The sequence below is a fragment of the uncultured Rothia sp. genome (assembly GCF_916049665.1).
Lineage (GTDB): Bacteria > Actinomycetota > Actinomycetes > Actinomycetales > Micrococcaceae > Rothia.
In genome coordinates, this window is the sequence record NZ_CAJZIE010000003.1 from 12994 (window position 1) to 26554 (window position 13561).

11 protein-coding genes are annotated in these 13561 nt (G+C 61.4%); 10 read left to right on the forward strand and 1 reads right to left on the reverse strand.

From position 1 onward, the window contains the following. Nucleotides 1-165 precede the first annotated feature (165 nt). From QZ540_RS00500 to QZ540_RS00530, 7 genes are all read left to right on the forward strand, one after another. The gene (locus QZ540_RS00500) at nt 166-624 is read left to right on the forward strand and encodes an S-ribosylhomocysteine lyase (protein WP_294626885.1); all 459 of its coding nucleotides are present in this window, start codon (nt 166-168) and stop codon (nt 622-624) included. Further along, nucleotides 624-1517, forward strand: a complete 894-nt coding sequence (gene mtnN / locus QZ540_RS00505) for a 5'-methylthioadenosine/S-adenosylhomocysteine nucleosidase (protein WP_294626887.1) — start codon at nt 624-626, stop codon at nt 1515-1517. Before QZ540_RS00500 ends, mtnN begins: the two co-directional genes overlap by 1 nt. Before the next feature lie 211 nt (nt 1518-1728). Further along, nucleotides 1729-2067, forward strand: a complete 339-nt coding sequence (locus tag QZ540_RS00510; RefSeq protein WP_294626889.1) for a hypothetical protein — start codon at nt 1729-1731, stop codon at nt 2065-2067. A gap of 253 nt (nt 2068-2320) precedes the next feature. Continuing rightward, nucleotides 2321-3727 carry an amino acid permease gene (locus QZ540_RS00515; RefSeq protein WP_294626891.1) on the forward strand — a complete coding sequence of 469 codons (1407 nt, stop codon included), beginning with the start codon at nt 2321-2323 and terminating at the stop codon, nt 3725-3727. Between the two features lie 241 nt (nt 3728-3968). Beyond that, nucleotides 3969-4238 (forward strand): 30S ribosomal protein S15, encoded by a 270-nt coding sequence (gene rpsO / locus QZ540_RS00520; RefSeq protein WP_005507098.1) that lies wholly within the window; start codon nt 3969-3971, stop codon nt 4236-4238. A 406-nt stretch (nt 4239-4644) separates the two neighbouring features. Then, nucleotides 4645-6864, forward strand: a complete 2220-nt coding sequence (locus QZ540_RS00525; protein ID WP_294626893.1) for a polyribonucleotide nucleotidyltransferase — start codon at nt 4645-4647, stop codon at nt 6862-6864. A gap of 206 nt (nt 6865-7070) precedes the next feature. Continuing rightward, nucleotides 7071-8402 carry a pitrilysin family protein gene (locus QZ540_RS00530; protein ID WP_070678502.1) on the forward strand — a complete coding sequence of 444 codons (1332 nt, stop codon included), beginning with the start codon at nt 7071-7073 and terminating at the stop codon, nt 8400-8402. A 193-nt stretch (nt 8403-8595) separates the two neighbouring features. Here the strand turns inward: QZ540_RS00530 and QZ540_RS00535 are convergent, their stop codons facing one another. After that, the gene (locus QZ540_RS00535; protein ID WP_294626896.1) at nt 8596-10542 is read right to left on the reverse strand and encodes an acyltransferase family protein; all 1947 of its coding nucleotides are present in this window, start codon (nt 10540-10542) and stop codon (nt 8596-8598) included. Nucleotides 10543-10795: 253 nt separating this feature from the next. On the opposite strand from QZ540_RS00535, the gene dapB reads away from it, so the two are divergent. The 3 genes from dapB to dapA all read left to right on the forward strand — a co-directional run bounded on the left by dapB (nt 10796) and on the right by dapA (nt 13367). Then, nucleotides 10796-11566: a 4-hydroxy-tetrahydrodipicolinate reductase gene (dapB, locus tag QZ540_RS00540; RefSeq protein ID WP_294626898.1), complete on the forward strand. Its 771-nt coding sequence runs from the start codon at nt 10796-10798 to the stop codon at nt 11564-11566. Between the two features lie 9 nt (nt 11567-11575). Continuing rightward, complete coding sequence (locus QZ540_RS00545) at nt 11576-12238, forward strand: tetratricopeptide repeat protein (protein ID WP_049348889.1); 663 nt, start codon at nt 11576-11578, stop codon at nt 12236-12238. Between the two features lie 193 nt (nt 12239-12431). Further along, a complete protein-coding gene (dapA, locus tag QZ540_RS00550; protein WP_012903916.1) occupies nt 12432-13367 on the forward strand; it encodes a 4-hydroxy-tetrahydrodipicolinate synthase in 936 nt (311 codons plus the stop codon). Nucleotides 13368-13561: the final 194 nt, after the last annotated feature.

A 13561-nucleotide genomic window follows, 5' to 3' on the forward strand; every position in this document is an offset into this window, starting at 1 on the left:
CAACAGCCTGCGCTCATAGCTTTTGCCTTTAACGGCTTTGAAGCCCCGGCGGCAGATTTTCGGATCTGCCGTCGGGGCTTTTGCGTACCCGCCCGTCTTTTCCTCCTGCCCCGCCCGCAAGGCACCCCTGTTTTAGTCGCCTCCGTTTTAAGAGAAGATAGAGTCATGGAAAAAATGAACGTCGAATCCTTCAACCTTGACCACCGCGCCGTGGCGGCACCCTACGTGCGTATCGCGGACCGTAAGGTTCTGCCCGGTGGCGACACCCTCATCAAGTACGATATCCGCTTCACCCAGCCGAACACCGCGCACCTGGAGATGCCGACCGTGCACTCCATCGAGCACTTGAGCGCCGAGCACATGCGCAACCACACCGATCGCCTGATTGACTTCTCCCCGATGGGCTGCCAGACCGGTTTCTACGCGCTGACCCTGGGCCTGGAGCCCGAGGAGTTCTTCCCGATTCTGGAAGCGACCCTCAACGATATCCTCAACGCTACCGAGGTTCCGGCGGCGAACGAGGTGCAGTGCGGTTGGGGCGCTAACCACACCCTCGAGGGTGCGCAGGCTGCGGCTCGCGAGTTCCTCGCGGCACACGATGAGTGGGCGCAGGTGATGGCGTAATGAGCGCGCAGATTCCTGACGCTTTCGCATCCGCCTTCAACCCGGTGGACTTTGACCCGAACGCTTTTGACCCGGCTGAGGCGTTTAACAGCATGTTTGAGCTGATGGACGGCATGTCTAACGCCATCATTATTCAGGTGGCTATGGACGAGGAGCTCGCACCCTTCCTGAAGGTGACCGAGGAGCTGCAGCCGTCCTTCACCGAGGGCGCCGCACAGTTCCACCCGCGCTACCTGCAGGTGGGCGAGGACCAGGTTCCGCTGCTGCTGGTTCGCTCCAAGATTGGTCTGGTGAACGCGGCGAGCGCCGTCACCGAGGCGATTAGCTACTCCTCGAACTGCCTGGGCGTCATTAGCGCAGGCACCGCGGGCGGTTTGGCTCGCGGCATTAACGTGGGCGACGTGCTGATTGGCGAGAACTACACCTACACTGACGCGGACGCGACCGCCTTCGGCTATGCGCGTGGCCAGGTTCCGGGCATGCCCGAAAGCTACGATGGCCAGGCGGATGAGTGGCAGGACGCTCTGGAGCATGCGCTCGCCGCGCTGGAGCCGGTGCGTGAGCAGGCTGAAAGCTCGTGGGAGGTGCGCCGCGGCCAGATGCTGGCGGGCAACTCCTTCGTGACCGCACACAACGTGAAGGACACCCGCGAGGCGTTCGAGGGTGCGATTAGCACCGATATGGAGACCACCGCTATTGCGCAGGTCTGCCACAACTACGAGATTCCGTTTATCGGTGTGCGTTGCGTGTCTGATTTGTGCGGCCCGGAGGCTGACCAGGACTTCCACCTGGCGATGGATGTTGTGGCTCCCCGCTCGGCTCGTTACGCTCTGCAGCTGGCCGCTGAGCTGTGGACCGAGGCGCAGCTGGAGGCGCTGGAGCTGGCTCTCTAAACCTCTAGAGCACGCGGCAAGTTTGCGGTGAGATGCGAATTTGAACCCGCTGTTTGAAATGCCGGAGGAAGTGCCGGGGCGTGGACCTGATGGGTTCACGCCCCGGTCTTTTGCACTCGGTCTCTGCGCCCGGTTATACCCCTGAACCGCGAGAAATGCAGAAATATTAACCGCGGTGAATACACATTCTGTGTGTCGTGGAGTACTATGTTTGAAGAAACTAATCACTCTTACAGAGGAGTACGTCGTGAAGTTCTGCCCGACTCTCGCATCCGTCACCGGCCTGATCGGTGGCTACAAGGTCGCATCCAGCACCGGTATTCGCCCCCTCGGCGGCGCTGTGCTGGCACTGTGCGGTGCCGTCGCACACAAGAACTGGAAGCGCAAGGCTGGTACCGGTCGCGCTAACTTCCTGACCGCAATCTACCTGGGCGCTTTCGGCGCATCCCATCCGCTCGCCAAGAAGATTGGCGCGTGGCCTGCAGTCTACACCGTGACTGCTGTAACCGCTCTGTGCTCTATCGTCATTGGACGTAAGCGACAGAAGTAGTCTTTGAAGAAAAGACGGCGGAAAGGCAACGTTGCCTTCCCGCCGTCTTTTGCGTTTTCGCTCCGCCACATGGGCTGAGCGGCAACGCACGGGGCGAGGCGCGGAAGGCAACACCTTCTGCACAACGCCCCATCACTCGATGGGGAGTGAATCAACCGGTACCGCTCTCAGCCACCTGCTGAACTGCGGAACCGCCCGATAAGTTTCCCCGCCACCGGCGGGTACACCCCACGAGGTAAAGGAAAAGAAGAAGATGAATACCACCCCGGACTCAACCCCGGTACAGCAGGGAGCAGCGACGGTTGCCTCCGAGAACCCGCAGCTATCGCGTGGACTCTCCCTGCGTCACATTATGTTCATCGCCCTCGGCTCCGCCATTGGTACGGGCCTGTTCTACGGCTCGGCATCCGCCATTCAGCTGGCGGGCCCCTCCGTGTTGCTTGCCTACGTTATTGGCGGCGCGGCAGTGTTCATGGTGATGCGCGCTATGGGCGAACTCGCCCTGGCACACCCGGTTTCCGGTGCGTTCTCTGAATACGCGACCCGCTACCTTGGACGCTGGGCGGGCTTCGTGACCGGCTGGACTTACGCCCTGGAAATGGCGCTGGTCGCCATTGCGGACGTCACCGCCTTTGCCGTGTACATGAAGTTCTGGTTCCCAAACAGCCCCTCCTGGATTTGGATTGTTTCGGTCCTGCTGATTCTGCTCGCCATTAACCTGGCGAAGGTCAAGGCGTTTGGTGAGACCGAATTCTGGTTCACGCTGGTGAAGGTCAGCGCTATTATCGCCATGATTGTTGGCGGTATCGCCCTGCTCTTCGTGGGCGTGCAGGCGCACGATTCGGTTGCCCCCTCCGTCACGAACCTCTGGGCTCTTGAAGGTGGCTTCTTCGCGAACGGATTTACCGGCTTCCTCGCCTGCTTTACCGTGGTGATGTTTGCCTTCGGCGGTATCGAGAACATCGGTATTGCCGCCGGTGAGGCGAAAGCCCCGCGCACCTCAATCCCCAAGGCGATTCGCACGGTGCCGTTCCGCATCCTCATCTTCTACATTCTGACCCTGTCGGTCATCATGTCCCTGTACCCCTGGTACTCGGTGACGAAGGCGAACTCGCCGTTCGTGCAGATTTTTGAGGGTCTGGGTATTCCGGCGGCTGCCTCGATTCTGAACGTGGTCATTATTACCGCCGCCATCTCTGCGCTGAACGCGGACGTGTACGGTGCCGGCCGCATGATGTACGGCCTGGCGAAGCAGAACCTCGCCCCCGCATCCTTCGCGAAGGTCACCAAGAACGGCGCACCCTGGATGACCACCCTCATCATGGTGCTCGTCATGGCGGTCGGCGTGATCGTGAATGTGCTCTTCGAGAACGCCTTCGAGGTGGTTGCCTCCCTTGCTACCTTCGCGACCGTGTTCGTGTGGGTCATGATTCTGCTGGCGCACATCGCATTCAAGCGCAGCGGTGCCGATACCGACCCGCAGCCGGTACGCCAGCCCCTGTGGCTGAGCTACCTCGCGTTGGCGTTCATGATCTTTATCGTGGTGCTCTTCGGCTGCTTCGCAGACACCCAGCTGGCGCTGGTCATGGGCGCGATCTGGTGCCTGTTCCTGCTGGGCTACTACCGCCTCGTGGTGGTGCGCGCTCGCGCTGAAGCATAAATACCGAAAACGTAGAGCCTGGTTCGAGAACCCGGCTGTGAAGCCCGGCGACCGGTAGTGTGATGAGCTACCTGTCGCCGGGCTTCTGCTCACCCTTCCACGAAAGCGCCCCGGTAGCGTAGAATGGGAAGAACGCGTCTGCAGTCCGCAGTAGACGACGTGTATTACAGGGCGTAAGCCCACCACCCGGCGGCAACCGTCCGTACGGGACGTATGCGGTACTAACTCTAGGAGTTAAAAAGTGGCACTGGATCCCGCTGTCAAGCAGGCAATCATCAAGGAATACGCAACCCACGAGGGCGACACCGGTTCGCCCGAGGTTCAGATTGCAGTTCTGTCTCGTCGTATCGCCGACCTGACCGAGCACCTGAAGTTCCACAAGCACGATCACCACTCCCGTCGTGGCCTGATGATCCTCGTTGGTCGTCGCCGCAACATGCTCGGCTACCTGAAGAGCGTCGACATCGAGCGTTACCGTTCGCTGATCGAGCGCCTGGGTCTGCGCCGATAAAACAGGAGCGTCTTGACGCTTTTGTGGTGATTAATCGCCTTTAGGCGGTGTGTGCGGACGTGCTGTCAGCACTACCAGCCCTCCATTTCGGAGGCGGGTAGTGCCAGCGCGTCCGTACTGCCGCGTTGAGGGGCGCATCTTCCGCTCGCTAGATTCCAGCACTAGATTCCAACGCTAGATTCACAGCGAGAAATCGGTAGAAGACGCCGCCTCACCTGAAAGAAAGAACAGAAGGCCGTACCGGCACACACGCCGCGGTCCTCGGTAGCGAATTACGGAACAACACCACTCCCACAACCGTGCCGACACACGTCGAGCACACGAAAAGGCGGGGGAGAGGTGCCGTGGTTTCCTATCGAAGGCCGACTCGTGCGCCGTACGGCCTGCCAAGAAGAAAGAAGGAACCGTGGAAGGTCCCGAAATCAAGTTTGCTGAAGTCGAAATCGACAACGGCATTCACGGTAAGCGCCACGTGCGCTTTGAAACCGGCCGCCTCGCAAAGCAGGCTGCTGGCTCCGTCCTCGTCACCATCGATGACGAGACCACCCTGCTCTCCGCAACCGCAATCGGCAAGTCTCCCCGTGAGGGCTTCGACTTCTTCCCGCTGACCGTGGATGTGGAAGAGCGCATGTACGCAGGCGGCAAGATCCCCGCATCGTACTTCCGCCGCGAAGGCCGCCCCAGCACCGAGGCAATCCTGGCTGCACGCCTGATTGACCGCCCGCTGCGCCCCGCCTTCACCAAGGGCATCCGCAACGAGGTTCAGGTCGTTGTGACCGTCCTGACCTACGAGCCGGACGAAATCTACAACACCTTCGCAATCAACGCTGCATCCGCATCGACCTCCCTGTCCGGTGCGCCGTTCAACGGCCCCATCGGTGGCGTGCGCATGGCACTGATCGACGGCCAGTGGGTCTGCTTCCCCAAGTACTCCCAGCTGGAAAACGCTGTGTTCGATATGGCTGTTGCCGGTCGTATCGTCACCAAGGCTGACGGTACCGAAGACGTCGCCATCATGATGGTTGAGGCAGAAGCAACCGACAACTCCTGGAAGCTCATCAAGGAAGACGGCCAGACCGCCCCCACCGAAGAGATTGTTGCAGAGGGTCTGGAAGCAGCTAAGCCCTTCATCGCAGCGCTGTGCAAGGCACAGGCTGACCTGGTAGCTCGCGCAGGCAAGCCCGCCCTGGAACTGCCCTTCTTCGGCGGCCACGGCGAGGACGTCGACGCAGCGGTTGAGGCATTCGCAGCAGACCGCCTGGCAGAGGTGTACTCCATCGCTGGCAAGCAGGAGCGCGAAGCAGCAGCCGCTGAGCTGCAGGATGAGCTCATGGAAGCTCTTACCGGCGAAGGCAAGGAATTCGAAGAGCGCGCCAACGAGGTCTCCGTAGCATTCGCTGCCCTGACCAAGCACGTGGTGCGCCAGCGCATCCTCACCGAGCAGGTCCGTATCGACGGCCGCGGCCTGACCGACATCCGTCAGCTCACCGCTGAGGTTGAAATCCTGCCCCGCGTGCACGGCTCCTCCCTCTTCGAGCGTGGCGAGACCCAGATTATGGGTATCACCACCCTGAACATGCTCAAGATGGAGCAGCAGCTGGACTCCCTGCACCCGCTCAAGTCCAAGCGTTACATCCACCACTACAACTTCCCGCCGTACTCCACCGGTGAGACCGGCCGCGTGGGTTCGCCCAAGCGCCGCGAAATCGGTCACGGTGCCCTCGCAGAGCGCGCAATCACCCCGGTGCTGCCCTCCCGCGAAGAGTTCCCCTACGCAATCCGTCAGGTCTCCGAGGCTCTGGGCTCCAACGGCTCGACCTCCATGGGTTCGGTCTGTGCATCGACCCTGTCCCTGCTGAACGCCGGTGTGCCCCTGCGCGCACCCGTTGCAGGTATCGCAATGGGCCTGGTCTCTGACGAGGTTGACGGCGAGACCCGCTACGCAGCCCTGACCGACATCCTCGGTGCGGAAGACGCACTGGGCGACATGGACTTCAAGGTTGCCGGTACCTCCGAGTTCGTGACCGCTATCCAGCTGGACACCAAGCTCGACGGCATCCCCGCATCCGTGCTCGCTGGCGCACTGACCCAGGCACGTGAGGCTCGCCTGCACATCCTCGAGGTCATCACCAGCGCGATTGACGCACCGGACGAGATGAGCGAGTTCGCACCGCGCATTATCTCCGTGAAGATCCCCGTCGCCAAGATCGGTGAGGTCATCGGCCCCAAGGGTAAGATGATCAACCAGATTCAGGAAGACACCGGCGCAGACATCTCCATTGAGGACGACGGTACCGTGTACATCGGCGCAGCTGACGGCCCCTCCGCTGAGGCTGCACGTGCGGCAGTGAACGCTATCGCTAACCCGCAGGTTCCCGAGGTTGGCGAACGCTACCTGGGTACCGTGGTGAAGGTGACCGACTTCGGTGCGTTCATCTCCCTGACCCCCGGTAAGGACGGCCTGCTGCACATCTCTGAGATGCGTAAGCTCAACGGCGGCAAGCGCGTTGTTGACGCTGAGGACGTTGTCTCCGTGGGCCAGAAGGTCCAGGTGGAGATCACCAAGATTGATGACCGCGGCAAGCTCTCGCTGGCACCGGTCGTTGAGGGTGGCGACGACGAGTAGTCGTAACCCCCGCTAAGTGATGAGGGGCGTTCGGCGCACCCGGTGCGGTTCATTCCCCGCCGGATGCACCGGGCGCCCCTTCGCTGTGCTTGCATGCATCTTCTGACGCTCACCCGCCCTATTAGCCGGACTGTCTACGGACTGTCTACTGGTCGTGGGACGGTGAGCTCACCTTCAGACGTACCTGTTGAAAGGTTCTTCTCTCTATGTCTATTTCCCTGCCCGTCGAGCTTGAGGCGATTGCCGAAGAGCTCAACTACGAGCACGGCCGCCTCATCTACGAAGGTGTAGGCGGTAACGAGGTGCGCCGCTCCATCCTGCCCGGTGGCGTGCGCGTGATTACCGAAAAAATGCCCGGTACTCGCGGCGTATCCATCGGCTTCTGGGTGGGAGTCGGCTCCCGCGACGAGGCCCCCGGTATGCTCGGCTCCACCCACTTCCTGGAGCACCTGCTGTTCAAGGGCACCGGCACCCGCACCGCCCTGGACATTGCATCCTCCTTCGACGCGGTAGGCGGCGAATCCAACGCCCTGACCGCTAAGGAGCACACCTGCTACTACGCGCGTGTGCTCGACGATGACGCACCCATGGCGGTGGACGTCATCACCGACATGGTCACCAACGCCCTGCTGGACCCGGCTCACCTGGAGCAGGAACGCGGCGTGATTCTTGAAGAGATCGCGATGGATCAGGACGACCCGACCGACGTTGCCTTCGAGAACTTCGTGGAGCAGCTCATGGGCGAGAACCCGCTGGGCCGCCCCATCGGCGGTACCCCACAGGAGATTACCGAGGTGCCGCGTGACGCCGTGTGGGAGCACTATAAGCGCTACTACACCCCGGACCGCCTGGTCATTTCTGCCGCCGGCTCGCTGGAGCACAGCACCATGGTCCGCCTCGTACTGGAGGCGCTGACCCGCTACGGCTGGAACCTGCAGGAGGGCGTGGCACCGGCACCGCGTCGCGTACGCACCGACAGCGGTATTGTGCCGCTGAGCGAGCTGCGCGAGGTGGAGAAGGGCTTCGAGCAGACCAACATTGTGATGGGCTGCCCGAGCATTATCGCCGGTGATGACCGCCGCTACGCGATGAGCGTGCTGACCAGTGCCTTCGGTGCGGGCATGTCCTCGCGCCTGTTCCAGGAGATCCGCGAGAAGCGCGGCCTCGCCTACAGCACGTTCGCGTTCTCCGGTGCGTACTCGGATGCCGGCTACTTCGGCATGTATGCGGGCTGCCTGCCCGCCAAGACCGAGCAGGTGCGCGAGGTCATGGGCTACGAGTTCGATAAGCTCGCCACCGCCGGTATTACCGAGGAGGAGCTGACGAAGGTCCGCGGCCAGCTGGCTGGTTCCACGGTGCTCGGTAGCGAAGACTCGGGTTCGCGCATGTCCCGCCTGGGCCGCGCCGAACTGGATTCGGGTCTGTTCACCAGCACCGACGAGCTGCTGGAGAAGATCCGTGCGGTCTCCCTAGAGGAGGTTCGCGACCTGGCGGCGTACCTGGGTGAGCAGCAGATGATTACCACCATCGTGCGCTAACCCTCAACGCTCCTGAAGCACAAAAATGCCCGTTCCCACACCCCAACTGAGGGGGGAGGGAACGGGCATTTTCGTTTATTAGACGTAAGGCTTCGGGGCCGTCTGCCGCCCATGCTTTTGACGCTCAGCACGAGCGGCAGAACCCGAAAAGCTACCGCTGAGAGCTACCCCAGCGCGTTACTTCTGCGCGTTATTATTTCTGCGCCTTGGCGATAGCTTCCATCAGCACCTGCGCGTAGAGCTCCTGGCCGGCAGCCTCCGGGTGTACGCCGTCAGAGGAGAGCAGACCGCTCTGAGTCTGCAGAGCCTGGCGAATCGCAGAGTTCCAATCCGCAATGATCACGCGATCAGAATGCTGCGCCGCAAACTCGCGAATCTTACCGTTCGAGTAGTCAATCCAGGTCAGGTTGCGCGGGCCGTAACCGGTCACCAGCACCAGCTTAGAATCGGCAGGCATAGCCGCCAGAACCTGATCAAGCTGACCGTCCAGAATGGTCGAGTTCGCGGTTACCGACAGCACGAAGGTCTTGCGAATCTGGCCGTTGGCGCCCATGGACTTAATAATCGGCAGAGCCTTGGCGATGGTGCGTGCCTCCGCAGCATCAATCTGCGCTTCGGGCATCTTGTCGTACAGCTCGGGGGAAACCGCCACCACGATGGAGTCACCCACAATGGTCACCTTCGAAGAATCCACCGAACCTGCGGCAACCTTAGATGCCGAGGGGCTAGCAGAGGCCTTCGCGTCCTTGCCCGCAGCGCTCGGGCTTGCCGATGCGCTCGCAGCCTGCGCCTCCTGGCGTGCCTTCAGACGCTCAGCGGCGGCACGCTTGCCGTCCTCAACGGACTGCTGGGCGGTGGTCATCGCCGGAGCGGTGTGCACCGCCAGACCGGTCGAAGCAGCCGCCACAACAACAGCCAGGACCACTGAAACCGGCAGGAACTTGGTGCGTGAGGACTGGAAAGCCGCCACCACACGGTTAGCGCTACCGCGGAAACCGTAGCGGCGGATCGGGGTCTCAACCCAGCGGTACGACATCTCCGCAATTGCGAAGGTTGCCACCAGAACGCCCACGTTCACCAGCGGGGAGCGGTCCGCGCCCAGGGCGTAGTGCATGACCACGGCAAGCGGCCAGTGCCACAGGTACAGACCGTAGGAACGTTCGCCCACCCAGCGCAGGGGCGCGAAGTTCAGCAGGCGGCGCAGCATCTCGGAGGCACCAGCGAGCATATCGGGCAGCATACCCTGAATCACGCCCAGAGCCAGCAGGGAGGCGCCGAACAGGCCCCAGGGAATCGCGCCGGGTGCCGACTCGGGAACCAGAATTGCGTAGGGAATCAGCGCGAACAGGGAGATCCAGCTGATCATGACGCGGGCGAAGGCGACCAGGCCGAAGGGCTGAGCCACACGGTACAGTACGGACTGCTGCAGCGGCGGGTACAGCGACCAGGGGCGCGCGAACGCCAGCAAGGCGCCGAGGAGCAGGCCGTAGAGGTGCGTGTCGGTGCCGTAGTAGACGCGGCTGATGGGCGCGCCGGACATCAGAAGAGCGGTAGCAACGCTCAGTGACGCAATAATGCCCAGCACCATGACCACGCTAAAACGACGCCAGCGGCGGCGCAACAACAGGCCTGCGCCAACAATCAGCAGCGGCCAGACCACATAGAACTGTTCTTCCACCGCCAGCGACCAGAAGTTCGTGAAGAGCTCCGGGGAGGTCTGCGCGAAGTAGTCGTTACCGGCAAAAATGGAGATCCAGTTGGACGAGAAGGTTGCCGCACCGGCAAGCTGACGGCCCAGGTTCACCTGAATATCGCCGCCAATGAGCAGGCTGACCGGGCCGAGGACCAGAATCAGCAGGGTAATGGCGGGAAGCAGTCGGCGGGCACGGCGAATCCAGAAGCTGCCCAGGGCAATCTTGCCGGTGAGCGCACCCTCCCGCAGAAGCAGAGAGGTAATCAGGAAGCCGGAGATGACGAAGAAGATATCCACGCCAATCATGCCGCCGGGTAGTACGGTGGGCCAGAAATGGTACACCATCACGAGGAGCACAGCGATTGCTCGCAGGCCGTCCAGACCCGGCAGAATATAACGCCGGTTAGCCTCATCTGGACGCACGGAGGTGGTAAAGAGGGACTTCATACTGTCAAAGCACTCCGTAGGATGGAAAATAAAGAAATACTTCCTAATTATATGTTCGCTACCTATAGATAACGTATTAAACGGCTTGTATGACGGTCAGATTACTTCGCTTTTATGCCGCTAAGGTTCCGCAGCGTATCTCATAGCGTGTGTGCGATGGCGTGCGCCGCGCCCACACGGGGGATAATAGAGGCTGTACGTCACAGCGTCTGCCCCATCGTCGGGGTGCTAACAAGTTACGGAGGAGAGAATCATGACCCACGAGGTTGACGAAAAAATCTGGAAGGTAGCGGTACTCGGTGCCGCGGGCCGCATGGGTTCCGAGGCGGTGCGCGCCGTCAACACCTCCGCAGACATGGACCTGGTGGCGGCGCTGGGCCGCGGCGACGACCTGCAGGAGCTGGTCGATGCCGGTGCAGAGATTGTGATTGACCTGACCGTTCCCGAATCCAGCGAGGCGAATGTGCGCTTTGCGGTGGAGCACGGCATGCACGCTGTGGTGGGTACGACCGGCTGGACCCCCGAGCGTCTTGACTCCCTGCGCGAGCTGCTGGCGGAGCACCCCGAGGTGGGTGTGCTCATCGCCCCGAACTTTGCGATTGGTTCGATCCTGGCAACCGAGTTCGCGGCGAAGGCGGCACGCTACTTCGAGTCGGTAGAAATCATTGAGATTCACCACCCGAATAAGGTGGATGCCCCCTCCGGTACCGCGGTGCACACCGCCCGCAAGGTGGCCGCCGCCCGCGCGGAGGCTGGCGTGGGTGCAAGCCCGGACGCCACCACCTCCGATCCTTTGGGCTCGCGCGGTGCCGTGGTCGACGATATTCACGTACACGCGGTGCGTCTGCGCGGCATGGTGGCGCATCAGGAGATTCTGCTGGGCGATCCCGGTCAGCAGCTCGTGATTCGTCACGATTCCTTTGACCGTGTCTCCTTCATGCCCGGCGTGCTGTTGGGTGTGCGTGAGGTGGCGGCGCATCCGGGTTTGAGCGTGGGCTTGGACGCCTACATGGATTTGTCCTAGGAGAGAATATTGTCTGAACAGACTTCACCCGACACCTCGCCGGTATCTTCCGAGGCTCGTAGCCCCTGGTGGACTTCGCTACGTTTGTGGACTGTCTGCGCCTGCGTGCTGATGGTGCTGACCGTGCTGATTCTGCCGCTGCCTCTGGCGGCGCGTGCCTCTATCCTGGGCGTGCTGATTTTTAGTGCCGTCTTTGTGACGGTGGATGCCGGCGGCTGGGGTAAGACCTTCGCGGCACTGACTTGCGCGCTGCTGACCCTGTACCTGGTACACATTGCGCAGCAGGGGTTCGTGATGCTCACCTCCGGTTCGGTGGCTGGCATTGTGCTTGGCGCGGGTATGATTTTGCTGCCGATTCTGGGTGCGTGGGCGCTGGTGCGTGAGGTGCTTTTCGGTGCTCGTATTCAGCGTATGGCTCAGGAGTTGGCTGCTTCGGGTGAGCTGGCGGAGGATACCCTGCCGCGCACCCCCTCCGGTCGTGTGGACCGTGAGGCGGCGGCGGTGGAGTTTGAAGGCTTTGCGGCGGCGGTTGAGCAGGACCCCGAGAACTGGAAGGCGTGGTTCAACCTGGCGTGCATGTACGATGCCGGTGGTGAACGCAAGCGTGCCCGTGCGGCGATGCGCAACGCGTGGGCGTTGCGTTCGGGCGGTCAGGCGAAGGGCATGCGTTAGGCTCTGACCCTGCGATCCCTAGTCAATGCCACATTTATTTTCGGTATGAGACTGATAACGCCGAGGCTATGTGCCCGGTTTCATAGGCTCTCGTGGAAGTACCGCGGGTTTGAAAGAGTCCGAATAGTAGAACACGCATGAAAACTTATGCGTTCTAACGGAAAAATCTGCATTTCGGGCGTACTCTGGACATATGTCTGAGAACCTTTCGAACCCCGGTACTTTTGTTGAACCCGTCTTCGGTCGCCTCCTGACCGCAATGGTGACCCCCTTCGCGAAGGACGGCTCCGTTGATGAAAAGCAGGTCGCAGACCTGGCGAACTACCTTGTGGAGAACGGCCACGATGGTCTGGTGGTCTGCGGTACCACCGGTGAATACTCCACCATGACCGATGACGAGAACGAGCGCGTCTTCCAGATTGTGAAGGATACCGTCGGTTCTCGCGCGAAGATTATTGCCGGTGTTGGTTCGAACGATACGGCGCATACTATTGAGCTGGCGCACCGTGCCGAAAAGATTGGTGTGGACGGCCTGCTGGTTGTGACCCCCTATTACAACAAGCCGACTCAGCCGGGTGTCTACGCCCATTTTGCGACCGTTGCGCAGGCAACTGAGACCCCCGTCATGCTTTACGATATTCCGGGTCGTGCGGGCATCCCCATCGCACCCGAAACCTACCGTCGCCTTGCAGAAATTGATAGTATTGTAGCGGTGAAAGACGCCAAGGCAGACTTCGGTGCCGCAACCGAGGTCATGGCAACCACCGACCTGCACTACTACAGCGGCGACGACGGACTGACCCTTCCCTGGATGGCAATGGGCGCCGTCGGCCTCGTTTCGGTGACCGCACACGTGGCACCCGCACTCTTCCGTGCCCTGATTGATGCTGTCGTTGCACAGGACCTGGTGGAGGCTCAGCGTCTTCACCTGGAACTGACTCCGATTGTCCGAGCAACCATGGGCCGCGCCCCCGGTTGCGTTGCCGCCAAGGAAATTCTTTCCTGGCAGGGTGTGCTGGACGAGCCCGTCGTCCGCCTGCCGCACGTACTCTCCGAACCGGAGGTTGCCCAGGCTATGCGAGTTGACCTGCTCTCCTCGAGCATCGCTCACACCCTGAAGAACTCCTAAACTTTGACGCCTACCCGACGCACGCAATAGTGCGGGGAGCGTATATATAGAGGACTTCGGCTACCCTACGCCCCGCTTTCGGGGCGCATGTTGTAGCCAACGGATGCGGACTCCACACCTAACACTAGGTGAGGGGTCCGCTCTGGCGTATTGCCGCGGTTTACCGCCCAACGATTCGGCCCCACTCAGACAGG

Coding starts and splice junctions, on each gene's coding strand:
- QZ540_RS00500 (WP_294626885.1), top strand. CDS start 166: ATGGAAAAAATGAACGTCGAATCCTTCAACCTTGACCACCGCGCCGTG.
- mtnN (WP_294626887.1), top strand. CDS start 624: ATGAGCGCGCAGATTCCTGACGCTTTCGCATCCGCCTTCAACCCGGTG.
- QZ540_RS00515 (WP_294626891.1), top strand. CDS start 2,321: ATGAATACCACCCCGGACTCAACCCCGGTACAGCAGGGAGCAGCGACG.
- QZ540_RS00530 (WP_070678502.1), top strand. CDS start 7,071: ATGTCTATTTCCCTGCCCGTCGAGCTTGAGGCGATTGCCGAAGAGCTC.
- QZ540_RS00535 (WP_294626896.1), bottom strand. CDS start 10,542: ATGAAGTCCCTCTTTACCACCTCCGTGCGTCCAGATGAGGCTAACCGG.
- dapB (WP_294626898.1), top strand. CDS start 10,796: ATGACCCACGAGGTTGACGAAAAAATCTGGAAGGTAGCGGTACTCGGT.
- dapA (WP_012903916.1), top strand. CDS start 12,432: ATGTCTGAGAACCTTTCGAACCCCGGTACTTTTGTTGAACCCGTCTTC.